This window comes from Kitasatospora cystarginea (assembly GCF_039533515.1).
Classification (GTDB): domain Bacteria; phylum Actinomycetota; class Actinomycetes; order Streptomycetales; family Streptomycetaceae; genus Kitasatospora; species Kitasatospora cystarginea.
In genome coordinates this window covers 39,415-63,433 of record NZ_BAAATR010000037.1, presented here as the reverse complement: position 1 = coordinate 63,433, position 24,019 = coordinate 39,415, and the positions used below count along the sequence as shown (strand labels likewise).

Genomic DNA, 24,019 nt, shown 5'->3' with positions numbered 1-24,019 from the left:
ACATGCGTTACACGACCTTCGGCCGCAGGACCGGCCTGCGGGTGTCCGAGTTCGCGCTCGGCACCGCCAACTTCGGCACCCTCTGGGGCGGCGGTGCCACCAAGAGCGAGGCCCGCAAGGTGTTCGAAAGGTTCGCCGACGCCGGCGGCACCCTGATCGACACCGCCGACAACTACCAGATCGGCGAGTCCGAGAAGCTGCTCGGCGAGTTCCTGGCGGCCGACCGCGACCACTTCGTGGTGACGAGCAAGTTCTCCCTCGGCGCGGGCCGGGCCCGGATCTCCAGCACCGGCAACAGCCGCAAGAACATCCGCGTTTCGGTCGAGGCGAGCCTCAAGCGGCTGCGCACCGACCACCTGGACCTGTACTGGGCCCACCTGCCGGACGAGGTCACGCCGGTGGAGGAGGTTCTGACGGCGCTGGACGACCTGGTCCGCGACGGCAAGATCCTCCATGCCGGGCTGTCCAACTTCCCCGCGTGGCGGGTCAGCCGCGCCGCCACCATCGCCGAACTGCGCGGCTGGGCACCGCTGGTGGGTGTCCAGTTCGAGTACAGCCTGGCCGAGCGCGGCGCCGACCGCGAACTGCTGCCGATGGCCGAGGCCCTGGGCCTGGGCACCGCGCTGTGGTCCCCGCTCGGCGGCGGCATGCTCACCGGCAAGTACCGGCACAGCCGTGAGGGTCGACTCAGCGACTGGGACGGCCTGGCCATCCGCCAGGAGGACAGCGAGCAGCGCACCGCCGTCCTCGACGCGGTCCTCGCCGTCGCCGAGGAGACCGGCCGCTCCGCGGTTCAGGTCGCCATCGGCTGGCTGCGCGCCAAGGCCGCCCGCTCGACGACGGCGATGGTGCCGGTGATCGGACCCCGCACGGTCGACCAGCTGGATGAGTACCTCGCAGCCCTCGACCTGGCTCTCGACGACGCCCAGGTGGCCCGGCTGGACGAGGTCAGCGCGATTCGCCCCGGGCAGCCGTACGAACTCATCGCCGGCCACCGGGACACGGTGCTCGGCGTCGAGGACGGCCGCTTCATCCGGCCGGCGACCCCGGTTGCCTGAGGCCCCAGAGAGGTCCCGAACGTGAAGAGGAGGGGCGGACCAGCATGACCGAATACGACCCTGCCGATGGTGGGGCGGAGATCGCCATCGTCGGTGTGGCGGCCCGCTTCGGGCCGGCGGCCGATGTCGAGGCCTTCCGAGGGCAGCCGCGTACGGCGGCCGGCCCGGACCTGGCCCTCGACGACCCGTACGCGTTCGACAACACGTTCTTCGGCATCTCCCCGCGGGAGGCCGTGATCATGGACCCGCAACAGCGGATCCTGCTGGAGTGCGCGTACCACGCACTGGAGGACGCGGGCGTCCAGGTCGCGGCCGACGATCTCGTGGTCGGCATCTACGCGGGCGGCGCCAGCACGTCGCACGCGGCGCGGCTGCGGGCCCGGGCCGACCGGTTGGTGCATGTGGATGACCGGGAGATCCGGGCGGCCACCGGCGCAGACTTCCTGGCCTCCCGGGCCGCCTACAAGCTGGGCCTGACCGGCCCGGCGGTGTCCGTCCAGGCGGCGGGCGCCACCGCCCTGGTGGCCGTGCACACGGCAGTCCAGGGCCTGCTCGGCGGCGAGTGCGACCTCGCGCTGGCGGGCGCGGTCACCGTGCAGGTCGCCCAGGACGGCGGTGGCGCCGGCGGCTGCGGGATCGTCGTGCTCAAGCCGCTGCAGGCGGCACTGGAGGACGGCGACCGGATCTACGGCGTCGTCCGGGCCACGGCGGTCGGCACCGCCGGGCGGGGTGAGCAGCCGGAGGCCGCCCGGGCCCGGATCGCCCGGGACGCCCGCGCGGTCGGCGGGGTGAGTGCGGAGTCGGTCCTGATCCGCGACCTGCCGGCGGCCGGCGCGGACCTCACCGACACCGCTCCCGTGACGGCCGCGCTGATCGAGAGCGTGCTGGCGGTCCAGGACGGCGGGCCGCCCGGGGGGGCCGACGGCTGGCCGGCCGAGGACGGCTGCCGGCGGGTCGGGCTGAGTGCCGCCGGCCCGTTCGGCGGCCACGCTCACGCCATCGTCGAGCAGGCCCCGGCCGGCCGCGCCGGCGCGGACCGGCGGTCGGCCCCGGCCGGCGAGGGCTGGCAGCTGCTGCCCTTCTCGGCGAAGTCCGCGGCCGGGCTGGACGACCTGTCCGCCCGCCTCGGCCGCCACCTGGGGGGCGTCGGGGACGCCGAGCTCCCGGACGCCGCTTGGACCTTGCAGACCGGCCGGACGGCCCACCCGCACCGCCGCTACGTGGTGGCCCGCACCGCCGCCGAGGCGGTCGAGGAGTTGGAGACCGCGAAGGCCCCGGGCCGGGCCGCCCGGAAGACGCGGCGTGAGGCGCCGCCGGTGGTCTTCACCTTCCCCGGCAACGGTGGCCAGCACCTGGGAATGACCCGCGAGCTCTACCGTACCGACGCCCGGTTCCGTGTCGACATCGACGCCTGCTCCGAGCACGTCCTCGCCGAACAGGGCCTGGACCCGCGCCGGTTGGTCGACCCCGCGCCCGACGACGAGGAGCGGGTGCGCAAGGAGCTGGCGCTCGGCATCATCGCCCAGACCGGCGTGTTCGTGGTCGAGTACGCCCTCGCCCGTGCCTTCGCGCGCTGGGGCGTGCGCCCCAGCGCAGTGGTCGGGCACAGCCTCGGTGCCTACGCGGCCGCCTGTGTGGCCGGGGTGTTCTCCTTCCCCGACGCGATCAAGCTGGTCGGCAAGCGCACCGAACTGCTCGCCGGTCTGAAGCCCGGCGCCATGGCGGCGGTCCGACTGCCCGAGGCCGACCTGCTCCCGCTGCTCCCGGAGGGCGTGGGCATCGGCGCGATCAGCGGACCGGACCAGGTGTCGGTCTCCGGCCCGAAGGACCTGGTCGAGCAGTTCGTCGAGGAGGCCGCGGCGGCCGGCCACGAGGTCCGGCTGCTGAAGATCCCCGGTGCCGGGCACTCCTCGCTGGTCGACCCGGTGCTGGACGAGTTCGAGGCGTTCGTGGCTGGCATCGAGCTCAACGAGCCGTCCGTCCCGGTCATTTCGGACACCACCGGCACCTGGGTCGAGCCCGCACGGATCGCCACCCCCGGCTATTGGCGCGACCATATGCGCCGGACCGTCCGCTACCACGAGGTGCTCGACACGCTGGCAGCGATCCCGCACAGCGTCCTGGTCGAATGCGGCCCCGGCACGAGCCTGTCCTCACTTGCCCGCCGCCACCCGCAACTGCGCGAGGAGCACGAGATCCTTCAGGCGCTGCCGCACCCGACCGACCCGACCTCGGACGTGAAGATCCTGCTGGCCGCGCTGGGCGGCCTGTGGGCGGCCGGGGCCGACGTGGCCTGGCCGGAACTCCACGCGCCGCAGACCCCCCGGAAGACCGCCGTGCCCGGCTACCCGTTCCGGCGCACCGCCTTTCCGGTACCCGCGAACTGACGCATCCCTCCCCGGGCACGCCCGCACGCGTGCCCGGGGCCGGACCACCAACAGCAGGAGGCAACAACCATGGTGAAGTCCCTTTACGAGCTCGGCGAGATGCCCCCGCTCGGCGAGGTGCCCGAGAAGATGTACGCCAACCTGATCCGCCCGGACCGCTACGGCGAGCCGATCAAGTCCTTCGCCGTCGAGGTGATCGACACGCCCAAGCCGGGGCCCGGCCAGGTGCTGGTGTGGGTGATGGCGGCCGGCATCAACTACAACAACGTCTGGGCCGGGTTGGGCTTCCCGCTCGACGTCATCCGCGCCCGGCAGAAGGCGGGCGAGCCGGAGAACTTCCACATCGGCGGGTCCGAGGGATCAGGCGTGGTCTTCGCGGTCGGCGAGAACGTGGCCGGAGTCAAGATCGGCGACCACGTGGTGCTCTCGGGCGGGCAGTGGGACGAGCACGCCGAGGACATCCGCCTGGGCACCGACCCGACCATGGCCGACAGCACCAAGGCCTGGGGCTTCGAGTCCAACTTCGGCTCCTTCGCCCAGTTCGCGCTGGTGCAGGACTTCCAGTGCCACCCGAAGCCGAAGAACCTGACCTGGGAGTCGGCGGCCTCGTTCATCCTGACCGGCGCCACCGCCTACCGCCAGCTCTTCGGCTGGGCGGGCAACACGGTCCAGCCCGGTGACCCGGTGCTGGTCTGGGGCGGCGCGGGCGGCCTCGGCTCGATCGCCATCCAGCTGGTGCGCAACGCCGGCGGCCTGCCGGTCGCGGTGGTCTCCAGCGACGAGCGCGGCGAGTACTGCCGCAAGCTCGGTGCGGTCGGCTACATCGACCGCACCAAGTTCACCCACTGGGGCCGGATGCCCGACCTGATGGACCCCGCCTACGGTGAGTGGATGGGCCAGGTCCGTGCCTTCGGCAAGGCCTTCTGGCAGGAGCTCGGCGAGCGGCGCGCGCCGAGGATCGTGTTCGAGCACAGCGGCCAGGACACCATCCCCACCTCGATGTACCTGTGCGACACCGGCGGCATGGTGGTCATCTGCGGTGGCACCTCCGGCTACGCGGCCGACGTCGACCTGCGCTTCCTGTGGATGCGCCAGAAGCGCCTCCAGGGCTCCCACGGCTTCAACCCGTCGCAGGTGCGCGCCATGATCCAGCTGGTCTCGGCCGGGCTGGTCGACCCCTGCCTGTCCGACCCGTTCACCTTCGACAAGATCGGTGACGCGCACCAGCTGATGCACGAGAACCGCCAGCCCCCCGGCAACATGGCCGCCCTCGTCAACGCGTCCCGCGCGGGCCTGACCGACCTCGGCTGACGGCCGCCTCCGGTCAGCCGGCGGACGCAAGCCCACGACGAACGGACGGCCATGAGTACTGGAACCAGAACCGGACGACGCCCGTCGCCACTCACCGAGATCCTCGCCCGCAGGGCCGAGGAGACCCCGGACCAGGTCGCCTACGTCCACCTCGTCAACGGCGAGGAACCGGGCGAGCAGACCACCTACCGGGAACTGCACGACGCCGTGCGGGGCCGGGCCGCTGCCCTCGCGCGGCTGGCCGGCAGCACGCCCAGCGCGGTGCTGATGTACCCCACCTGCCTGGAGTTCATCCGGGGTTGGCTGGCCTGCGCCACGGCCGGACTCCAGGGAGCACCGGTCCAGGTGCCGACCCGCGAGTACGGCGTGCAGCGGCTCCGCGGGATCGCCGACGACGCGGGCACCACGTTGGTGCTCACCACCCGTGCCGTGCGTGAGCAGGTGCTCGCGGACTTCGGCGGCCTGCCCGACCTCGCCGGGCTCGAACTGATCGCCACCGACGAGTTGCCCGCCTCCGGAGAGCCGGCCCGGCTGCCCGGGGTGAGCCTGTCCGACGTGGCCCTGCTGCAGTACACCTCCGGCTCCACCGGCTCGCCCAAGGGCGTGATGGTCACCCACGCCAACTTCTGGGCCAACGCCGAGGAGACCGACGCCCTGTGGCCGGTCGGCGACGACGGCGTCATGGTCTCCTGGCTGCCGTTCTTCCACGACATGGGCCTGATGCTCGGTGTGGTGCTGCCCCTGTGGTCCGGCCACCCGGCCTACCTGATGGGCCCGGAGGCGTTCATCCGCCGCCCGGCCCGGTGGGTGGAGGCACTCTCGCGCTTCCGGGGCACGCACACCGCGGCGCCGAACTTCGCCTACGACCTGGTCGTGCGCAGTGGTGGGCCCCGGCACCCGGTCGACCTCTCGCACCGGCGGGTGGCGATCAACGGTGCCGAGCCGGTGCGCGCGGCGACGGTGGAACGTTTCACCGAGGCGTTCGCCGAGTACGGACTGCCCCCGGCGGCCATGGCTCCGGCCTACGGCCTGGCCGAGAACACGCTCAAGGTGGCCGGCTGCCCGCCCGAGATCCGGGCGGCCGCCCTGCGGCTCGACGCCGAGGCACTGCGCACCGGCCGGGTGGTGCCGGTGCCCGCCGCGGACGAGCGGGGCGAGGACCGGCCCACCGCTTCCGTGGTGAGCTGCGGGACCGTGGTCGGCGACACCCGGGTACGGATCGTGGACCCGGCCACCGGGCGGGCCGTCGGCTCCGACCGGGTGGGCGAGATCTGGGTGGACGGCCCGTGCGTGACGGCCGGCTACATCGGCCGCGAGGAGGAGACCGAGCGGGTCTTCCGCGCCCGGATCACGGGTGAGGAGGGCGCCGTGACCTACCTGCGCACCGGGGACATGGGCTTCGTCCGCGGCGACGAGCTGTACGTCACCGGCCGCCTGAAGGACCTGATCATCATCAAGGGCCGCAACCACTACCCGCAGGACATCGAACGGACGGTGGAATCCAGCCATCCGCTGCTGCGCCCGGCGTCCTCTGCCGCGTTCCCGGTGGAGGACGGCGAGCGCGAGGCCGTGGTCGTCGTGGTCGAGGCCGACACCGCCGTGCTGAAGCGGATGGCCGAGGACGAGATGGTGGCCGCGGTGCGCGAGGCGGTGCGGCGCAACCACCGGATCGACCTCGACGAGGTGGTGCTGATCCGCCGCGGCAACCTGCCGAAGACCACCAGCGGCAAGGTGCGCCGCCGGTACTGCCGGGATCTCTACCTGGCAGGCCGGCTGCAGCGGCTCGGCGGGAGGCTCGAACCGGTCGCGTCCTGACCGCGGCCCGCGGCCCGCGGCCCGCGGCGCGCGTCGCCCGTCCTCCCACGGACGGGCGACGCGCGACTTTCGACACCGAACCCGGATCAAACTCAAGTCCCATAAAAACCAGTGATATTGACGAACCGGATGCCTAGACTCGCGGCATGGAGTTGCGTCAGTTGGAGTACTTCGTTGCCGTTGCCGAAGAAGGCAGCTTCACCAAGGCCGCCGCCCGGGTCTACGTGACCCAGCCGTGCGTGAGCGCGCAGGTGCGGAGACTGGAACGGGAGCTCGGCCAGAACCTGCTGGACCGAAGCGGCCGTTCGGTGCAGCTGACCGAGTACGGCCTGGCCGCGCTGCCGCACGCGCGCGTCGTGCTGGCCGCCGCCGACAGCCTGCGCAACGCCGTGGACGACCTCACCGGTGTGGTCCACGGCCAGGTCACGGTCGGCTCGGTGGCCTCCTCGCTGTCACTCAGCCTGCCCGAGGTGATCGCCGACTTCAGCGAGAAGTACCCCGCTGTCGAGATATCCCTGTCCGAGGGCAGCACCGAGCAACTGGTGGAGGCCACCCGTGCCGGCCGGGTCGATGTCGCCATCATCGGCCTGTCCGCCGACCCTCCGCCCGGGCTGGACGTGCAGGTCATCGCCGACGAGCCGCTGGTCGGCGCGGTCAGCCACGACCATCCGCTGGCCCAGCGGAGCACCGTCACCGTGGACGAGCTGCAGGACCACGCGCTGATGTGCCTGCCCGCCGGCAGCGGCCTGCGGGCGGCCTCCGACGCGGCCTGGGCAGCTGCGGGCATCAGCCCCCGGATCGCCTTCGAGGCGAGCGACCCGCGGGTGCTGGCCCAACTCGCCTCGCGCGGTCTCGGGGTGGCGATCCTGCCCGAGCCGTTCGTCAGCGCCAACGCGGATCAGTTGCACCCGGTGCGGATCCCCAGCCCACACCTGCGCGCCCGGCTCGCGATCGCCTGGCGGCCCGGCGGCGGTCTCGGCCCCGCGGCCCGCGCCCTGGTCTCCTACACGCGTACCGTATTGATATGACGAGATCTCAAAAACCATTAGCCGCAACGACGTTCGTGCGCGACGCGGCCAGGTTCGCCCGCCGCTCGCAGGTGGGAACCCGTTCATCGGAGAATGACACGTGACGGAAGTTGATCTGGCGCGACTGCAGTTCGCGACCACAGCGACCTTGCACTTCCTGTTCGTCGCCCTCACCCTCGGGCTGGTCACGGTGGTTGCGTGCATGCAGACCAGGGGGCTGCGCACCACCGACCCGGAGCTGCGCGCGACCCGGATGCGCCGGGTGCGCTTCTGGGGCGGTCTCTACGTCATCAACTACGCGCTCGGCATCATCAGCGGCCTGGCCCAGGAATTCCAGTTCGGGCTCAACTGGTCCGGGTTGTCCCACGTCATGGGCAACATCGTCGGGGCGCCGATGGCGGTGGAGGCCATTGTCGCGTTCTTCCTCGAGTCGACCTTCCTGGGCCTGTGGGCGTTCGGCTTCAACCGGCTGCCGGCCCGCGTGCACGCCGTGTTGATCTGGCTGGTCGCCCTGACCGCGTACGCCTCGGCATTCTGGATCATGGTGGTGAACGGCTTCCTGCAGAAGCCGGTCGGCTACGAGATGCGCAACGGTGCGGCCGAGGTGACGGACTGGTTCGCGGTCCTCACCAACGAGGCCACCTGGATCGCCCTGGCGCACATCGCAGGTGCGGTGTCCGTGCTGGCGGGGCTGTTCCTCGCCGCCGTCAGCGCCTACCACATCCGCCGGGGCCGGGAGGTGGAGTTCTTCCGCCCGACCCTGGTGCAAGGCTCGCTGCTGGCCACGATCGGCGCCTTCGTGGCGATCGTGGTTGGCTTCGCGTCCTACGGGCCGCTGAAGGACTACCAGCCGGCCAAGTTCGGGATCCTCACCGGCGAGCACGACGAGGTGGAGAAGGCCAAGGCCGCGGCCGAGGCCCTGCACGGGGTCGGCGACTGGGCGCCCCCGTCCTGGATCACCGGTCCGTCCAACCTGATGATGGTGATCGGCGTCCTGGTGCTGCTGCTCGGCTGGATCCCGGCCACTGCGGCGCGGGGCGGCGGCAAGCCACTGCCCGCCAGGACCTTCCGGCTCCGGCTGGCCGTGATCCTGCTGCCGCTCGCCCCGCTGGGCCTGATCTGCGGCTGGCTCACCCGTGAGGTCGGCCGCCAGCCCTGGATGGTCACCGGCGAACTCACCGTCAAGCAGGCGATCGGCGACGTGTCGTGGGGAGGGATGCTCACCTCGTACATCGCCTTCACCGTCGTCCTGACCGTCCTGGCGGTCGTCGACGTCTCGCTACTGCGCCGCTACGCCCTGCTCGGCCCGGACGGCGGGTTGCTCGCCGCCGACGACCTCTTCCCGGTGGACGGACGTCGGCCGGACGGCGGCACGCCCGTGGCCGTCGGAGCGGGCGGACCAGGGGGGACGAGTGTTCCGCACACCTACTGATCCTGCCCCACACGCCCGGTTGACGGAGACTTGCTGATGGACATCTTCTGGTACGCGCTGGTCGGCCTGCTCCTGGTCGGCTATCTGACCCTGGAGGGCGCGGACTTCGGCGTCGGCATGCTGATCCCGTTCGCCCGTGACGAGGCCGACCGCGCGCGGATGCGCCGCCTCGTCGTGCCGCTGTTCCTGGCGAACGAGGTGTGGCTGGTCGCCTTCGTCGGTCTGCTGTTCGGCGCCCTGCCCCTGCTGGAAGGGAAGTTGCTGGCCGGTCTGCGGATCCCGGTGACCCTGCTGCTGCTCGCCTGGTTCCTGCGCGACGCCGCGCTCTGGTTCCGCTCCGCGCACCCGGGCGCCGGCTGGCGTCGGGCCTGGGACGCCGTGCTGCCCGTCGCCAGCCTGGTGCTGGCGGCCGGCTGGGGCGTGGTGCTCTCGGTGTTGATCCGCGGGCTGTCCATCGGCGGCGGCGGGCAGCCCACCGCGACCCTCGGCGACCTGCTGCACCCGTTCACGCTGGGCAGCGCGGCCGTCCTGGTGCTGGCGAGCCTGCGGCAGGGCATCTTCTTCACGGCTCTGTCAGCCGGGGGCGACAACCCGCTCGGCGAGCGGGCGGACCGGCTGGCCAAGCAGCTCACCCTGGCGCTGGCCGGACTGATCCTGCTCACCGCGGTCATCGGCCTGGTGAGCTGCGACGCGAAGGTGGCGGTGGCGATCAACGGGCTCTTCCCGGCGATCGCGGTGCTCGGCTCCGGACGGGACCACGCCAACGGGAAGACCGTCCGGGCGCTGGCGCGCGGTGCGGCCCCGCTCATCGCGCTGCCGGTCAGTGTCGGCATCGCCAACGGAACCACGGCCCTGGCGACCCGCTCGGGGGTGGGGGAGTTGAGCCTCGGCGACGCCGTCGCGGCCTCCTCCACACTCACCCTGCTGGCGGTGACGGTGCTGCCGGCGCTGGTCGCGGTGGCCTTCGCCCAGGCCTGGTTCTGGCGGGTCTTCGCGCCGGGTCGGTCGGCCGGACGGGCACCGGAGCCGGTGGCGGGCTGAACGTCTTGGCGTCCTGATCGGGTGGCACTCCGGATGCCTGACGCCGGACGCGGAAAAGCCGTTCCGCCCGTACCACGGGGGTCCGTACGGGCGGAACGGCCCGACTGCCGGCCTCTGGGGTTGGCGGACAGTCAGTCTGTGGCGGCGGCGCGGATGGCGCGGGCCGGCCGGAGGGGTCAGGCCGCGGCGAAGCGGGCGGCCAGCTCGCCGCTGAGGCGACCAGCGGGCACCTTGCGGCCGTACACGACCAGCAGGAGGTCCTGCGCGCAGCCGGACACCGGGGCGCCGGACCCGAAGGACCAGTCGAGATCGTCGGCGGTCAGCCGGACCCCGTCGAGCTTGGCACCGAAGAACTTGAGCGTCCTGGTGCCCACGCCGGCCAGGACGGCCTCGACCCGTTCCAGCGGCACCTTGCGGTCCAAGCCCAGCGGCACCGTGATGTCCAGGCCGTGGATCACGTCGTGGCCCAGGGCCGCGGTGATCCCGCCGACCGGGGGAGTCCACGGATGGTCCGCGTTGTCCCGCACAGTGGCGGCCATCTGGCGTTCGGTCATGGCGGCCGCATCCCGGCGGGCGACCCGGTCGCCCATCCGGTTCAGATTGCCTCCGGCCTTCACCAGGTCGAGCGCCAGCTGCGGGAACGAGTAGCGGAACCCCACTGACATGTGGGCCGCGACCTCGCGGACCCGCCACCCCTCGCACAGCGTCGGCGCGTCCCACTGCTCGGGCGACAGTCCGTCCAGGACGTCGGCCAACTCCCGGCGCTCGGCCGCGATCGCGCTTCGGATGTCCATGCTGCTCTCCTGTCGTGCGGCGGCCGGCCGGAGTACCGGCGGTTCTCCGGCCGACCGCCCGGTGTCACTCGGCGCCGGGGCCGCCGTCCGCCTCGGCGGACTTCGACTCGGGGCGGATGTTGCGGTTGAACCGGAACAGGTTCCGGGGATCGTGCGCGGCCTTCAGCGCGGCCAGTCGTTCGTAGGTGGTCGCCTGGTAGCCGAAGCGGGTCTGCGCCTCGTCCGCGTGCTCGCCGTCGCCGTAGAGGAAGGCCAGGCTGTGACCGAGCGTCCACGGCGCGAGGGCCTCGCGCAGCAGCGCGTGCCGCTCGCGGATCGCGTCCGGGCCGACCCCGCCGAAGCCCGGCGAGGAGATCACCCGGACGGCGTACTCCGCCTCGCGGTGGTCCACCGCGATCCCGCCCGGCCCGGCGGTGCGCAGCGCGCCGCCCAGGTGGCGGATGTCCACCAGGCACGGCACCGGGGACGTCGGGCCGGCCACGTCCAGCACCGCGCGCACCGCCTCCGCCGGGAACTCCCCGAGCAGCGCGTTGGTCGCGGCGTACGGGTGCGGGTCGGCCGGGTCCTGGTGGATCGCCGCGCACTGGGTGTACGGGAGGGTCTGCAGGGCGTCGATCATCCGGTCGCCGACCGCGCGCAGCGGTGCGACCAGGCGCTCGCCCTCCTCGGCCGGTCCGTTGTAGACGATCCGGACGGACGCCACGTACCGGCCGCGCATCGGGGCGGGGACCGGCGGAATGTCGGGGAAGCCGATCAAGGTGACCGAGGAGGTCAATTCGTCCGGAACCGTGGCGCTCCACTGCCGCCAGGTCTCCACCGCCTGTTCGACCAGCGGCGTGTCGAAGACCAACTGGCCGCCGAAGATGGTGCGGACCGGGACAAGGTTGGTCTCCAGGGCGGTGACGACACCGAAGTTGCCGCCGCTGCCCAGGACCGCGCCGAACAGCTCGTCGCCCGGTTCGAGCCGGCGCAGCTCGCCGTCGGCGGTGACGATCTCGATCGCCCGCACGTGGTCGGCCGCGTAGCCGAATTGCCGGGCCATCAGACCGATTCCGCCGCCGAGGGTGTAGCCGACGACGCCGACGGTCGACGAGGAGCCGTTGAGCGGGGCCAGCCCGTGCTCGCCGGCGGCCGCGATCAGCTCGGCGGCCCGAACTCCGGCGCCGATCCGGGCAGTTCCCCTGTCGGGGTCGATCGTCAGCTCGGTCAGCCGGCGGGTGCTGATCAGCACCGCGTCCTGGCCGGCCACCGACAGGCCGTGCCCGGTCGACTGGACCGCGACCGGCAGGTCCTCACTCGCCGCGTAGGACACGGCCGCGCGGACGTCGTCGGCGTCTGCCGCACCGACCACCAGCAACGGCTGGTGGCTGTAGGCCGCTTGGAAGCCGGAGACCTCGTCGTCGTACCCGGCATCGCCCGGGCGAAAGACCGGGCCGTGGAATGTGGGTAATTCTTGCGAATTCCGGTGGTTGGCGTTCCCCATGGCTTCAGCATGCCAGCACGCTCTGCTATAGGTCCAATACTTCGCAGGTCTCGTAACTAGAATCAGCAGTTATGGAATTCCGTCAGCTGCAGTACTTCGTTGCCGTGGTGGAGGAAGCCAACTTCACCCGGGCCGCCGCCCGGCTCCGGCTCGCCCAACCGGGAATCAGCAATCAGATCCGGCAACTGGAGCGGGAACTCGGGCAACAGCTGCTGGATCGTTCCGGCCGCTCGGTGACCGTCACCGAGGCCGGGCGGGCCGTCCTGCCGTACGCACGTGCCGCGATCGCCGCGTTCGACGGCGTCCGGCAGGCGGTGGACGAATTCACCGGGCTGCTGCGCGGCCGAGTCCGAATCGGTCTGGTTCCCGGCACCGCCACCCACGAGCTCGACGTGGCCTCGGTGCTCGCCGACTTCCACGACGAGCACCCGCAGATCGAGATCACCCTCAGCGAGGACACCTCCGAGCGGATGCACGCCGCGCTGTACAGCGGCGAACTCGACTTCGCGCTGGTCGGTTTGACGGACGCCGAATCATCGCCGGGCCTGTCGCACCAGATCATCATCGACACCCCGCTGGTTGCCGTCCTCGCCCCGGAGGACCCGCTGGTCGCGTGCACCGAGGGCACCGAGATCCCGATGGCCGCCCTGCGCGACCGCCCGCTGATCACCCTGCCGCGCGGCACCGGCCTGCGCGGTGTCCTCGACCGGGCCTGCGCCGCCGCGGGTTTCCAGCCGCGCATCGCCTTCGAGGCGGCTACCCCGTACCTGCTCGCCCAACTGGCCGTCCGCGGACTCGGCGTAGCCGTGCTGCCGGCCCTCCCGGACGGCGCGGCGACTGCGCTGGGCCTGCGCTCGCTGGAACTGGTCGCCCCGCAGCCGCGCGGCCGGATCGCGCTGACCTGGCGCAGCGACGGCCCTGCCGGCACGGCAGCAAGGGCCTTGCTCCAACGGCTCCGGGCGGAACTCCCGTCCCCCGAACCGGTCAACCACACGTCTTTTTGACGCCGTGACATCGCGGCCACCACAGCCCTCGCGCTTTCACGGAGCCGGCTGCCCGGTAGGTGATCACAAATGCAACGGATCTCGGTGCCGGGTGCTACTCCTCGCCGGGATCGGTGCCGGTCACGACCGGCAGATCGGAGGGCAGGCCCCACTCGCTCCAGGAGCCGTCGTACACCGCGAGGTCGCGGTAGCCGGCCAGCTCGGCGCCGAGGGCGAGCACGCAGGCGGTGACGCCGGAGCCGCAGCTGAACAGCAGCCGCTCGCGGCCGCCGGCCGCCTCGGCGAAGGCGGAGCGGAGCTCCTCGACGGGCAGCATCCGGCCGTCGGCCTGCAGTTCGGTGAACGGCAGGTTGGCGGCGCCGGGCATGTGGCCGCCGCGCAGGCCGGGCCGGGGCTCGGACTCGGTGCCCGCGTACCGGCCCCGGGAGCGGGCGTCGAGAACGGCCGAGGCCTCGTCAGCGAGTGCCGTCCGCACGGTGTCGCTGTCGACGAGCAGCCCGGTGCGGGGCCGCGCGGTGAAGTCGCCCGGGGCGGGCGATTCCTGGTCGAACGGGCGGCACGGGTGGCCGGCGGCCGTCCAGGCGGGCAGGCCGCCGTCGAGGACGGCGGCCCGGTCGAAGCCCATCGAGCGCAGCATCCACCAGGCCCGTGCGCTGGAGTAGACGCCGACGGCGTCGTACACCACCACGGTGGAGCGGTCGTTGACGCCCAGGGCCCGCATCTCGCGGACGAACTGCTCGGTACCGGGCATGGTGTGCGGGCGCGGGTCGTCGTGGTCGGACATCACCCCGTCGATGTCGAACACCCGGGCGCCGGCGATCGCCGTCCCGGCGCCCCGGGCGGCGCCGACGCTGGCGTCGAGCACCACCAGGTCGGGGTGGCCGAGGTGGCCGGCCAGCCACTCGACGGTGACCAGCGGGCCGGACAGGGGCAGGGAACTCATCGCACACCTCTTCGTCTTCGCGCGGGCGCCGGCACGGTAGCAGGTCGGTGAGGTGCCGGCCGGGAGCAGCGGTGGAGTGCGGGCTCAGCCGGGGCGGTGCCGTGAACGATGCTTCGACCGCGGGGACGTGGCGGTCGGCTGAGCGAGGGTTGCCGTGAGCGCTCGGGGTGGGTCGGCGCGGAGATCGGTGGTCTCCCAGGCGGTGAGGCGGGCGGCGGCGGCCGGGGCTTGGGGGGCGCCGATGCGTCGGTAGATGGCCACGGCCTGCCGGAGGTCGGTGAGTGCGGTGTCGCGGTCGCCGAATTGCGCGGAGCAGTGGGCGGTGCCTTCCAGGGCCCTGGCCTCGTCGAGGGGGCTGTGGATCTGGCGGGCGAGCCGCATGGCCTCCTGGTAGAGAGGCAGGGCTTCGCGAGGGCCGGTGGTGTCCGCGACCAACGCGCCCAGGTTGGTGAGAAGTTCGGCCTGGCCGGGGCGGCTGCCGATGCCCTGGTAGATCGTCAGGGCCTGCCGGTAGAGGTCGGCGGCTGCCGGGAAGTCCCCGGTCGCGTGCCGTACGCGGCCCAGGCCCTGGAGTGCGTCGGCCTCGCCCTGGCGGCTGCCGATGCTGCGGTAGATCGTCAGGGCTTGCTCGTGCAGTTCGGCGGCTGCCGGGAAGTCCCCGGTCGCGTGCCGGGCGCGGCCGAGGTTCCACAGGATGATGGCCTCGCCTTGGCGGCTGCCGATGCTGCGGTAGATCGTCAGGGCTTGTTGGTGCAGCTTCGCGGCGGCCGGGTAGTCACCGGTCTCGTGCAGCACGTAGCCCAGGTCGTGGAGGGCGCCTGCCTCGCCCCGGCGGTCACCGCATGACCGGTACAGCGCCAGGACCCGCTCCATCAGCGAGATGGCTGCAGGGGAGTCGCCCGTCGAATGGCGCGCGCGGCCCAGATCGCACAGCGTTCGTGCTTCGGCGAGGCGGTCGCCGAGGTCCTGGAAGATCACCAGGGCCAGCTCGTGCAGTTCGGCCGCCGCGTCGTAGTCCCCGGTCAGGACGCGGATGCGGCCGAGCTCGTGCAGGCCGGCCGCCTCGCCGCGGCGGTCGCCGATGTCCTGGTAGATGGCCAGCGCCCGCTCGTACAGTTCGGCCGAGGCGTGGTAGTCCCCGGTCGCGTGGTACGTGCGGCCCAGGTCGCAGAGGGCCGCCGCCTCGCCGTTGCGGTCTCCCAGTGCGTGTGCGGCGGCTGCCGCGGACTGGTGCAGCCCGGCGGCCTGCGTCCAGGGGCCGTCCAGGAGCAGGACGGTGGCCAGGGCGGCGGTGAGCGCGACGGCGTGTGAGTGCCGGGCGTCGGCGGTGGCATGGGTGACGGCGGCGGTCAGGTTGTCGCGGTCGGCGCGCATCCAGGTCAGGGCGGCGTCCCGGTCGGCCAGTTGCGGTGCGGTGACGGGCGCCGTGGGGAGTGCCGGCGATCCGGGTCTGCTGCGGCGGGCGAGGTGGTGGTCGGCTCTTCGGGCGGTGTGCTGGTAGTAGTCCAGCAGCCGTTCCAGGGCGGCCTCGGATTCCTCCCTCCCGAGCCGGTCGCGCCGGGTGCGCGCGTAGAGGCCGACGAGGTCGTGGAAGCGGTAGCGACCCGGCGTGTGCTGGATGAGGAGGTTGTGGTCCAGCAGCGACTCCAGGAGGCGTTCGGCGGTGCGGTGGTCGGTGCCGGCCAGGTTGGCGGCGGCGAAGGGGTCGAAGTCCGGTCCGGGGATCTGGCCCAGGTGGAGGAAGAGCTGCTGTTCGGCGTCGGACAGGGCGGCGTAGGAGGCGTCGAAGACGGCCGTCAGATTGCGGTCCTCGTCCTGGAGGTGGTCCAGGCGGCTGTGTTCGTCCTGTAGTTGCTCGACCAGGTCCGCCACCCGCAGCGCGCGGTGGTGGCGCAGCCGGGCGCCGGAGATGCGGATGGCCAGGGGGAGGCGGGCACAGAGGTCGACCAGGTCGGCGGTCGCCGGGTGGTCGGCGGGGATGCGGCCGGGGCCGGCGGCCTCGTGCAGCAGGGCGATGGCCTCGGGGCCGGGCAGGACGTCGAGCGCGAGGAGGTGTGCGTCGTCGAGGCCGGCGAGGTGCGTGCGGCTGGTGATCAGGACCAGGCAGCCGGGCATGCCGGGCAGCAGGGGCCGGACCTGGGCAGCGTTGGCAGCGTTGTCCAGGAGGACCAGGGTGCGGGTCCCGGCGAGGCGGTCACGGTAGAACGCGGCGCGCTCGCCCGGATCCCGGGGGATCTGCTGCGGAGGTACGCCGAGAGAGCGCAGCAGCAGGCCCAGGGCGTCCTCGGCGGTGAGCGGTGCGGTGCCGGGGGTGTGGCCGTGCAGGTCGATGAACAGCTGGCCGTCGGGGAAGTGGGCGCGAACCCGGTGGGCGGTGTGGACGGCCAGCGCGGACTTTCCGACGCCTCCCATCCCGTCGATCGCGGAGACCACCACCATTCCCGCGTGGCTGCCCGCGGGTGCTCCTTCGGCCACCCGGAGCAGCTGCTCCAGCTCCCGGGTGCGACCGGTGAACAGCCGGGTGTCGTACGGCAGTTGGCAGGGTGCGGTGCGGTGCTGCGGTCGGTCTGCCGGACTGTCGGTGCCAGCGGCCGGGGCGGCGGGAGCATCCGGCCTGCGGGCCGCCGCGATCAGCTGCTCCTGGTCGGCCGGCTCCAGGCCGAGACCCGCGGCGAGTCTGGACACGGAGGACAGCCGCGGGCTCCGCCGGCCGGCCTCCAGCACGCTGATCGCGTGCACGGACACACCGGACCGCTCCGCAAGCTCCTCCTGTGTGAGACCGGCCCGCAACCGGTGGCGCCGGAGTGCTTCCCCGAACTGCCCAGGCATGTGCATCCCCCGCCGACAGTCGTCAGACACGGCCGGCGGCCCGTGGTTCCCGTGCCGCCGGTCAACCCATGACCGTAGACCATCGCGGTGACGAAAGACCAGACGAGCGGCAAGTCAACGCCATGGGATCGGCGGCTGCGGCAGTCGACGATGGTTCTCGTCCAGGAAAGGCGTCCTTTCCGGGGAAGCGGAGGAAGCAGGAGGCGATGGACATGAGGGAGTCCGGGCTGAAGCGGCGCCTGGCCGGGGTCGGCGCATCGGCCGTGCTGGCGGCCGGTCTGGTGACAGGCATCTCGGGCACCGCCCACGCAGGAGGCTACGGCTGCAGCGGAAACCTGGTCTGGCAGCAGGACTTCGAGGGCGAAGGCGCCTACACGAACTCATCGCCAGCAGCTTCTGGACGAAGTCGTGCTCGGCCTGCGCCTGGCCGGCCCGCTGGACCTGGGAGCTCTGGGCTGGGTACTGGAAGCGGCCGAACTGGTTCGAAAGTCAAAGTGGACACGCACGCGCGCCGTGTCGCAGAAGTGCATGACTGTACGTCAAGTCGTGCATGCATCAACACCGTTGCTCCATGATGCGGCACAGGTCGGCGCCTCGTCGCTCCGGGTGGTGAAACCGGTGTCCAAAGGGAAGCGGGTCTCGGAGTCGGCGAAGGCTGGCCGGCGTCGAACTCAGGGGTGTCCGTCAAAGCGGATCAAGCTCAAGAGACGGCTCAACACGTCCGGCGGACATAGTCGTTGTGGTCCGGCGCGGTCACGCCCTTGTCCCGGCGGACGATGCTGAGCCGGCTGCCGAAGGCGGAGCACGCGCTGCGCAGGCCCTGGTCGGTGTACTCGATCACGAGGACGTGATCGGCGAACGCGGAAGCGTACGTGCCGCACTCGTCGTACTCGGCGCACTCCTCGGCAACGGCGAAGTCCAGGTGGGTCCGGGACCTGTCACCCGCGAGGTCCGCGCTGTTCTTCTGGCCGACGGCCAGGCCGCGCGCATGGGCGTGTGCGGCTGGCAGGGTGATGAACGCCTCGGCGTCGGCGGCGGTGAGCGTGCCGTTCGAGCGGGTGTAGCTGTCGTAGTTGTCGAGCTCGACGGCGTTGAAGCCCTTCCCGGCGCATTCGTCGATCCACTGGTCGACCCTGGCCGCCACGCGGGCGCGCCGGTCGGTCGTGCTGATGTCCAGCAGAGCCTCGTTCCAGTCGGAGTCGACGACCACCTGACCGTGCGCGTCGTGCAGCAACAGGTCGGCGGGCCACTGGCCCTGCTCGTCCGGCTGGGCCTGGAATGCGTTCACGTAGCAGACGTTGTACATCCCGGCTGCCGGGGAGGCCGTGTGGTCCCGGCTGACGATCGCCACGCCGGGCGGCGGGGTGTACGGGTCGCCGATCTGGTAGTCGAAGCCGGCGTGGACCGGAGGCAGGCTCACCTTGGCGGCACCGGCCGACTCGCCGGTACCTGTCGTCTCGGTGGCACGGGGCGGTGCGGTGGTGGTCGTCGCCGTGGAGGCGCAGGCGGACAGCACGGCCGCGGTCATTCCGGCGACTGCCACCAGGCATGCCGTCCAACGCCGTTGGGTGCGGAAGCCGTCGTTGGCGGTCAAAGTGATGCTCCATCAATCATGTAAGAAGTCGTGCCCTCGGAGCGGTGTGGGAGGCTCGACGAGGCGAGTGCCGTGCGGTGATCCTACGCGGCCTCGGTGGCGGCTGTCACCGACCGGGTCCCGGAGCGGTCCTTCACCACCGGGTATCGGCTGCGCACCCCCCGACGATCCCGGCCACCACCTGAGGCCTACTCGGCAGGCAGGGACTCCCGCACCGCTCTTGCGGTGGCAGCCGGGTCGTAGCGCTCGGGGACGCCCCTCGCGCGGCAGCCGAGTTCACCGCAGCGTGACGCGCATCACCATCGACGTCGTCACGTTCCCGGGCGGTGCGCCGTCTACCTGCCGAGCGCGGCCGTCGTTCCGCGCCACCACCGGACAGGAGAAGAGCGAAGATGGAGACCTTGACCGTTCGACGTGTCATCGCAGCGCCGATCGCGGACGTGTTCGACTGGTGCGCCACGACCACCAACTACACCCGCTCCCCGCTCATCCTCAGGGCGCGACTGGCCCGGCCGGGCGCGGGTGCGCCGTACGGAGTGGGCGCGGTCCGGCTGCACACCTGGGCGATCGGCTGGTTCCGCGAGCGGGTCACCGGCTACAACCCGCCGTACGACTTCGACTACACCGTCGAACGCAGCTTCCCGCCGTCCCGGCACGAGCTCGGCCGCATGACCTTCACCGAGGTCGCCGGGGGCACCGAAGTCGCATGGACGACCACCTTCCAGGTCCGCCTCCCCTTCGGCTCGGCCGTCACCCGCGCACTCGCCAAACCCGTCATCGCCCACACCTTCGGCAAGATCCTGGACGCTGCCGACGCCGCACTCACGGCCGGCCCGGCCGCCGATCAGATGTAGTGGTGCTCTTCGAACCCATGCCGCTCACCTGGACGCACACCTTCGGGTTCGAGGAGGTCTCGTACCGCAACGGCTGGTGGCCGGCCCAATCGTGCTCGCGTGACCTTCGCGTACTACCGGCGGCGCACCGTCTGAACCCCCCCGCACGTCGGTGAGCCGGGCCCACCGGTTGTGGCAGAGTGTCAGTTCGCATTCGAGTGAATGCCCATGATCGGGGAGTGGACATGCAAAAGACCTTCAGTTTCGGACGGACCGCCAGGACCGTGGGCGCCCTGTTCGTGCTGGTGCTCTCGTCGACGGTGGCGTCACAGCAGAGCGCCTCGGCGGCGGCGCCGGGTCTGCAGAACCAGAAGTCGGGGATCTGTCTCGGGATATCCGGGGGCGGCAGCGCGAACGGGACGCCGGCCATCCAGTGGGAGTGCAACCACAACTCCGACCAGGCATGGGACTTCGTGCAGTCCGGTGACGGCATCGAGCTCGTCAACGCCAACCACATGTGCCTGGAGGCGCCCGGCTGGACCACCGCCCCGGGGGCCCAGCTCGGGCAGTGGACCTGCCACGGGGGTGCGAACCAGATCTGGTACACCAGCGGCAGTGACACCGGGCCCATCCACCTGATCAACAAGAACTCGAACATGTGCATAAGCGACCGGGGCGGCAGCATGTCCTGGGGCAACCCGATCATCCAGTGGCCGTGCAGCGACGTCGCCGACCAGCTCTGGAACGTCTCCTGACCACCGCGACGGGCTGACCCGGCCGACACCGCGACACCTCCGGCCACGGTACGGGGACCCGGACCTGGAAGTGAGTGGTCAGCCAGGAGCTCGGCGCAGAGTCGGCTCTGCAGATCCAGGGCTGGTTCGGTGGGTCACCCACCCTACGGGGACGGGGGTAAGCCGGCTGGCCTGTAGGGCTTGGCAAGCAGTAGGCCCCCGCCGACAGGCGGGGGCCTACTTGGGTCTCGTGGTTGCTGGCCAGGCCCTGTATCGAGTCCCGGTCAGCCCCGAGCGAGGTCGCATGTCCGCTCGTGGCCAAGGGCCGTACGCGTGGCCGGGGGCCGGGGTGGCCCGTCTCCCCGGAGCCGCTTCCCGTGCCGAGTATGCGACTTGCCGATCGTTGCAGAGTGAGGACATCGCGTCATCCGAGGCGCGGCCGGCCCGACGGCATAGCGAATGCGGAGCTTGAACTGGTGCGGCCAGGCGTCGGTGTCAGAGCCGTGTCAGTCCTGTGTCAGGTCCCTCGGCGAGTGTGGCCGTAACAACCGCCGCGAAAGGAAACCCGATGAGTCAGACGGCTCCCATCCCGCACGGCCTCCCCATGGAGCGCGATGCGGGCCCCTTCGACCCGCCCCGCCAGATCACCCGGCTGCGCGAAGCCCGCCCGGTCAGTCCCATGGTCTTTCCCGACGGTCACGAGGGCTGGCTCGTCACCGGCTACGACGCGGTCCGCCAGCTCATGGCGGACACCCGGTTCAGCTCCCGCCAGGACCTCGGGCTTCTCCACGTGCCGTTCGAGGTCCCCGGCATGTCCGAGATCACCGAACCGTCCCCGCAGGTGCCGGGCCTGTTCATCAGCATGGATCCGCCGGACCACACCCGGCTGCGGCGCAAGCTCACCGGCGCCTTCACCGTCAGGCGGATGAAGCAGCTCGAAGAGGGCATCATCGGCATCGCCGAGCGGCAACTGGACGAACTGGCGCGCCTCACCCCGCCGGTGGACCTGGTCAAGGAGTTCGCGCTGCCGGTGCCCTCGCTGGTGATCTGCGAACTGCTCGGTGTCCCCTACGCGGACCGGGAGAACTTCCAGGTCAACACCGCCAAGTTCATGGTCAAGGACCAGCCGGTCGACGAGAAGATGGCCGCGTACGGCGCGATGACCACCTACCTCGCCGAACTGGTCACGAGCAAGCGTGCCGCCCCCGGCGAGGACATACTGTCCGACCTGGCCCGCGATGAGGACCTCAGCATCGAGGAGCTGATCGGCATGGCCTTCCTGCTGCTGCTCGCCGGTCACGAGACCACGGCCAACATGCTGGGGCTGGGCACCTTCGCGCTCCTGGAGCACCCCGAGCAGCTGGCCGAACTGCGCGCCAACCCGGAACTCCTGCCCGGTGCCGTCGAGGAACTCATGCGCTACCTGTCCGTCGTCGACGTCCTCTACCGCTACGCCGCGGAGGACATCGAACTCGGCGGTGAAACGATCCGCGAGGGGTCGACCGTCGTCGTCTCGATGCTGGCCGCCAACCGCGACCCCCGGCGCTTCGACAACCCCGACACCCTGGACATCCACCGCGAGGCCCGCGGTCACCTGTCCTTCGGCCACGGCATCCACCAGTGCCTCGGCCAGCAACTGGCCCGCATCGAGATGCGCGCCGGGTTCGACGGACTGCTGCGCCGCTTCCCGACCCTCAAGCTCGCCATCCCCGCCGACGAGGTGAAGCTCAGGACCGACATGAACATCTACGGCGTCCACGAGCTGCCGGTCACCTGGACGGAAACGGCTTGATGACCGGGCCGCAGCACCCCGCGCACCTTCCGGACCCCGTTCACCGGGCCTCGCACGACGACCGCGAGCAGGTCGTCGAGCAGCTCGGCGAGGCGGCCGGCGACGGCCGGATCGATCTGGCGGAGCTCGAGGAGCGGGTGGAGCGGGCGTACGCGGCGAAGACGTACGCCGAACTGGCGCCGCTGACGGTGGATCTGCTGCCGGCCGCGGACCCCCGGCTCAGCGGCCCGCTGGAGCTGACCACCCTGGCGGGCAGCCTCAAGCAGGACGGCTACTGGGAGGTGCCCCGGCAGCTGACCGCCCGCAGCGACAAGGGCAGCATCGTCATCGACTTCACCGAGGCCGTGTGCCGGCACCGCGAGGTGGTGCTGGACGTGGACGTGCACATGGGCAACGTCGAGGTGGTCGTGCCGCGCGGCTGGTCGGTGACCACGCACGGCGTGATGGCGGGCTTCGGCTCGGTGAAGAACCGGGCGACGGACGCGCCGGCGCCCGGCAGCCCGGTGCTCCGGGTGCTGGGCCAGGTCTCGATGAGCAGCGTCCGCATCCGCTACTCGCGCCGCGGCCTTGGCGGTCGGTGGAGGTGGAGCGGGCGGCGGTGAGCCGTGCGGCAGCCGGCCCGGGGCCGACGTCCTTGGAGACCTCGTTGAGCGCACGCAGGCTGCACGCCAGCGCGAGCGCGGCGGCCCGGTCTCCGTCCTGAGCGACATCGGAACCCTTGAAGCGCCCCCCGCTCGGCGGAGCGAGGGGCCGCTTCGGGTCAGCCGGAGGACCGGTGCGGGCGGATGCGGCCCTGTCGTCTCAACCGAGCTGGTCTGTAGTTGCGTTGGGGGACCTGGGCCTTCTTGGCTACCTGCTGCGATGGCGTTCGCCACTGACGATCGATGCAACAGCGGCCACGATCACTGTGCCGCCAATGACGATGTTCCAGGTGAGGGGCTCTCGGAGGACGAGGGCGCCGAGAATGACCGCGACGACGGGATTGACGTAGGCGTAGGTCGACACGATCGGCAGGGGCGCCGCGTGCAGCAACCACGCGTAGCAGGTGAAGGCCCCGATGGAGCCGAATACGACAAGGTACGCGAGTGCGGCCCAGGACCGGACCGAAACAGCATGCAGGTGGAATCCTGTTGGCTCACCGTGCAGCATCGCCAGGAGTAGACAACCTGCGCCGCCGGCCAGCATCTCGTAGGCGCTGGTCGCGAACACATCGCCGGGTAGCGGGAGTCGGGATGACAGGACGGATCCGAGCGCCCACATCAGCGTACCGGCGACCATCACGATGATGCCGGTCACCGCTGTCCGGCCGCTCAGGCCTGGCGCGGTGAGGACGAGCAGTCCCAACACCCCGAGTCCAACGCCGATGAGTGCCATGACGCTGGGCCGGTACCCGCTGCCGACGCGCAGCAAGGTCATCCACGCCGGCGTGAGCGCCACCAGCAGCGCGGTCAGGCCGGAGGGCAACTGCGTCTCCGCGAGGAAGGCGAGGCCGTTGCCACCGGTCAGGAGCAGCAGGCCGACAAGCGCCGCAGAGGCGAGCTGGCGCGGCGCCACGCGCAGCGCTGTGGGACCTCGCCGCCACGCCAGCAAGGCGATGAGTAGGGCGCCCGCGGTGATGAAGCGGGCACCGGCTGACAGCAGCGGAGGCAGAGTTTCGACGGTGATCCGGATGCCGAGGTAGGTGGAACCCCACACGATGTAGACGACTGTGAGCGCGAGCCAAGCCATCCCCGACATCGATTGCGGTCGATGGGCAAGTTGCTCGAGGCCCGCCGAAGCCTTCGTGCTTGCCACCTGTCGCCGCGTGCTCAAGCGTGCTTTCACGTTCTCTCTCGTTTTCTCCCGCACACGGCGAGAAGTTACGGGAGGAAGTTGCGAGAAGCCAAGAATTCTACCCGATATCGGGCAGGAATTCGCAGATTGGAGAGCTTCGGTGCGTAG

The 24,019-nt window shown here is 71.5% G+C and carries 18 protein-coding genes; 12 read left to right on the top strand and 6 right to left on the bottom strand.

Features of this window, described 5'->3' with window-relative positions:
• Positions 1 to 2 precede the first annotated feature (2 nt).
• From ABD369_RS31075 to ABD369_RS31045, 7 genes are all read left to right on the top strand, one after another.
• Positions 3 to 1,058 (top strand): aldo/keto reductase, encoded by a 1,056-nt coding sequence (locus ABD369_RS31075; protein WP_344639920.1) that lies wholly within the window; start codon positions 3 to 5, stop codon positions 1,056 to 1,058.
• 44 nt (positions 1,059 to 1,102) lie between these two features.
• Complete coding sequence (locus ABD369_RS31070; protein WP_344639919.1) at positions 1,103 to 3,445, top strand: acyltransferase domain-containing protein; 2,343 nt, start codon at positions 1,103 to 1,105, stop codon at positions 3,443 to 3,445.
• A gap of 69 nt (positions 3,446 to 3,514) precedes the next feature.
• A complete protein-coding gene (ccrA, locus tag ABD369_RS31065) occupies positions 3,515 to 4,756 on the top strand; it encodes a crotonyl-CoA carboxylase/reductase (RefSeq protein WP_344639918.1) in 1,242 nt (413 codons plus the stop codon).
• 51 nt (positions 4,757 to 4,807) lie between these two features.
• On the top strand, positions 4,808 to 6,571 hold the full coding sequence (locus tag ABD369_RS31060; protein ID WP_344639917.1) for a fatty acyl-AMP ligase: 1,764 nt from the start codon (positions 4,808 to 4,810) through the stop codon (positions 6,569 to 6,571).
• Positions 6,572 to 6,717: 146 nt separating this feature from the next.
• Positions 6,718 to 7,599, top strand: coding sequence for a LysR family transcriptional regulator (locus tag ABD369_RS31055; protein WP_344639916.1), 882 nt, complete (start codon positions 6,718 to 6,720; stop codon positions 7,597 to 7,599).
• Positions 7,600 to 7,699: 100 nt separating this feature from the next.
• On the top strand, positions 7,700 to 9,031 hold the full coding sequence (locus ABD369_RS31050) for a cytochrome ubiquinol oxidase subunit I (protein ID WP_344639915.1): 1,332 nt from the start codon (positions 7,700 to 7,702) through the stop codon (positions 9,029 to 9,031).
• A 36-nt stretch (positions 9,032 to 9,067) separates the two neighbouring features.
• A complete protein-coding gene (locus ABD369_RS31045; protein ID WP_344639914.1) occupies positions 9,068 to 10,072 on the top strand; it encodes a cytochrome d ubiquinol oxidase subunit II in 1,005 nt (334 codons plus the stop codon).
• Between the two features lie 176 nt (positions 10,073 to 10,248).
• Here ABD369_RS31045 and ABD369_RS31040 read toward each other — a convergent pair whose 3' ends face one another.
• Both ABD369_RS31040 and ABD369_RS31035 read right to left on the bottom strand, forming a co-directional pair.
• Positions 10,249 to 10,866, bottom strand: coding sequence for a maleylpyruvate isomerase family mycothiol-dependent enzyme (locus ABD369_RS31040; RefSeq protein ID WP_344639913.1), 618 nt, complete (start codon positions 10,864 to 10,866; stop codon positions 10,249 to 10,251).
• A gap of 64 nt (positions 10,867 to 10,930) precedes the next feature.
• Positions 10,931 to 12,349, bottom strand: a complete 1,419-nt coding sequence (locus ABD369_RS31035; RefSeq protein WP_344639912.1) for an FAD-binding oxidoreductase — start codon at positions 12,347 to 12,349, stop codon at positions 10,931 to 10,933.
• Positions 12,350 to 12,420: 71 nt separating this feature from the next.
• Between ABD369_RS31035 and ABD369_RS31030 the strand changes: the two genes are divergently transcribed.
• Positions 12,421 to 13,353: a LysR family transcriptional regulator gene (locus tag ABD369_RS31030; protein ID WP_344639911.1), complete on the top strand. Its 933-nt coding sequence runs from the start codon at positions 12,421 to 12,423 to the stop codon at positions 13,351 to 13,353.
• A 94-nt stretch (positions 13,354 to 13,447) separates the two neighbouring features.
• On the opposite strand, the gene ABD369_RS31025 is transcribed toward ABD369_RS31030, so the two are convergent.
• The 3 genes from ABD369_RS31025 to ABD369_RS31015 all read right to left on the bottom strand — a co-directional run bounded on the left by ABD369_RS31025 (position 13,448) and on the right by ABD369_RS31015 (position 18,719).
• A complete protein-coding gene (locus ABD369_RS31025) occupies positions 13,448 to 14,296 on the bottom strand; it encodes a sulfurtransferase (protein WP_344639910.1) in 849 nt (282 codons plus the stop codon).
• A gap of 84 nt (positions 14,297 to 14,380) precedes the next feature.
• On the bottom strand, positions 14,381 to 17,125 hold the full coding sequence (locus ABD369_RS31020; RefSeq protein ID WP_344639909.1) for an ATP-binding protein: 2,745 nt from the start codon (positions 17,123 to 17,125) through the stop codon (positions 14,381 to 14,383).
• A gap of 712 nt (positions 17,126 to 17,837) precedes the next feature.
• Positions 17,838 to 18,719: an endo alpha-1,4 polygalactosaminidase gene (locus tag ABD369_RS31015; protein WP_344639908.1), complete on the bottom strand. Its 882-nt coding sequence runs from the start codon at positions 18,717 to 18,719 to the stop codon at positions 17,838 to 17,840.
• Between the two features lie 392 nt (positions 18,720 to 19,111).
• Here ABD369_RS31015 and ABD369_RS31010 point away from each other — a divergent pair, with 392 nt between their 5' ends.
• The 4 genes from ABD369_RS31010 to ABD369_RS30995 all read left to right on the top strand — a co-directional run bounded on the left by ABD369_RS31010 (position 19,112) and on the right by ABD369_RS30995 (position 22,680).
• Positions 19,112 to 19,573: an SRPBCC family protein gene (locus ABD369_RS31010; protein ID WP_344639907.1), complete on the top strand. Its 462-nt coding sequence runs from the start codon at positions 19,112 to 19,114 to the stop codon at positions 19,571 to 19,573.
• A gap of 224 nt (positions 19,574 to 19,797) precedes the next feature.
• Positions 19,798 to 20,307 (top strand): RICIN domain-containing protein, encoded by a 510-nt coding sequence (locus tag ABD369_RS31005; protein ID WP_344639906.1) that lies wholly within the window; start codon positions 19,798 to 19,800, stop codon positions 20,305 to 20,307.
• Positions 20,308 to 20,854: 547 nt separating this feature from the next.
• Positions 20,855 to 22,078 (top strand): cytochrome P450, encoded by a 1,224-nt coding sequence (locus ABD369_RS31000; protein ID WP_344639905.1) that lies wholly within the window; start codon positions 20,855 to 20,857, stop codon positions 22,076 to 22,078.
• Positions 22,078 to 22,680: a DUF1707 domain-containing protein gene (locus ABD369_RS30995; RefSeq protein ID WP_344639904.1), complete on the top strand. Its 603-nt coding sequence runs from the start codon at positions 22,078 to 22,080 to the stop codon at positions 22,678 to 22,680. Before ABD369_RS31000 ends, ABD369_RS30995 begins: the two co-directional genes overlap by 1 nt.
• 247 nt (positions 22,681 to 22,927) lie before the next feature.
• Here ABD369_RS30995 and ABD369_RS30990 read toward each other — a convergent pair whose 3' ends face one another.
• Positions 22,928 to 23,872: an EamA family transporter gene (locus ABD369_RS30990; protein ID WP_344639903.1), complete on the bottom strand. Its 945-nt coding sequence runs from the start codon at positions 23,870 to 23,872 to the stop codon at positions 22,928 to 22,930.
• Between the last annotated feature and the right edge of the window lie 147 nt (positions 23,873 to 24,019).

Bases quoted from the DNA above. Each gene is read 5' to 3' on its own strand.
- ABD369_RS31005 (WP_344639906.1), top strand. From the start codon at position 19,798: ATGCAAAAGACCTTCAGTTTCGGACGGACCGCCAGGACCGTGGGCGCC.
- ABD369_RS31040 (WP_344639913.1), bottom strand. From the start codon at position 10,866: ATGGACATCCGAAGCGCGATCGCGGCCGAGCGCCGGGAGTTGGCCGAC.
- ABD369_RS31020 (WP_344639909.1), bottom strand. From the start codon at position 17,125: ATGCCTGGGCAGTTCGGGGAAGCACTCCGGCGCCACCGGTTGCGGGCC.
- ABD369_RS31060 (WP_344639917.1), top strand. From the start codon at position 4,808: ATGAGTACTGGAACCAGAACCGGACGACGCCCGTCGCCACTCACCGAG.
- ABD369_RS31030 (WP_344639911.1), top strand. From the start codon at position 12,421: ATGGAATTCCGTCAGCTGCAGTACTTCGTTGCCGTGGTGGAGGAAGCC.
- ABD369_RS30995 (WP_344639904.1), top strand. From the start codon at position 22,078: ATGACCGGGCCGCAGCACCCCGCGCACCTTCCGGACCCCGTTCACCGG.
- ABD369_RS31010 (WP_344639907.1), top strand. From the start codon at position 19,112: ATGGAGACCTTGACCGTTCGACGTGTCATCGCAGCGCCGATCGCGGAC.
- ABD369_RS31075 (WP_344639920.1), top strand. From the start codon at position 3: ATGCGTTACACGACCTTCGGCCGCAGGACCGGCCTGCGGGTGTCCGAG.
- ABD369_RS31045 (WP_344639914.1), top strand. From the start codon at position 9,068: ATGGACATCTTCTGGTACGCGCTGGTCGGCCTGCTCCTGGTCGGCTAT.
- ccrA (WP_344639918.1), top strand. From the start codon at position 3,515: ATGGTGAAGTCCCTTTACGAGCTCGGCGAGATGCCCCCGCTCGGCGAG.
- ABD369_RS31055 (WP_344639916.1), top strand. From the start codon at position 6,718: ATGGAGTTGCGTCAGTTGGAGTACTTCGTTGCCGTTGCCGAAGAAGGC.
- ABD369_RS31070 (WP_344639919.1), top strand. From the start codon at position 1,103: ATGACCGAATACGACCCTGCCGATGGTGGGGCGGAGATCGCCATCGTC.
- ABD369_RS31000 (WP_344639905.1), top strand. From the start codon at position 20,855: ATGAGTCAGACGGCTCCCATCCCGCACGGCCTCCCCATGGAGCGCGAT.
- ABD369_RS31035 (WP_344639912.1), bottom strand. From the start codon at position 12,349: ATGGGGAACGCCAACCACCGGAATTCGCAAGAATTACCCACATTCCAC.
- ABD369_RS31025 (WP_344639910.1), bottom strand. From the start codon at position 14,296: ATGAGTTCCCTGCCCCTGTCCGGCCCGCTGGTCACCGTCGAGTGGCTG.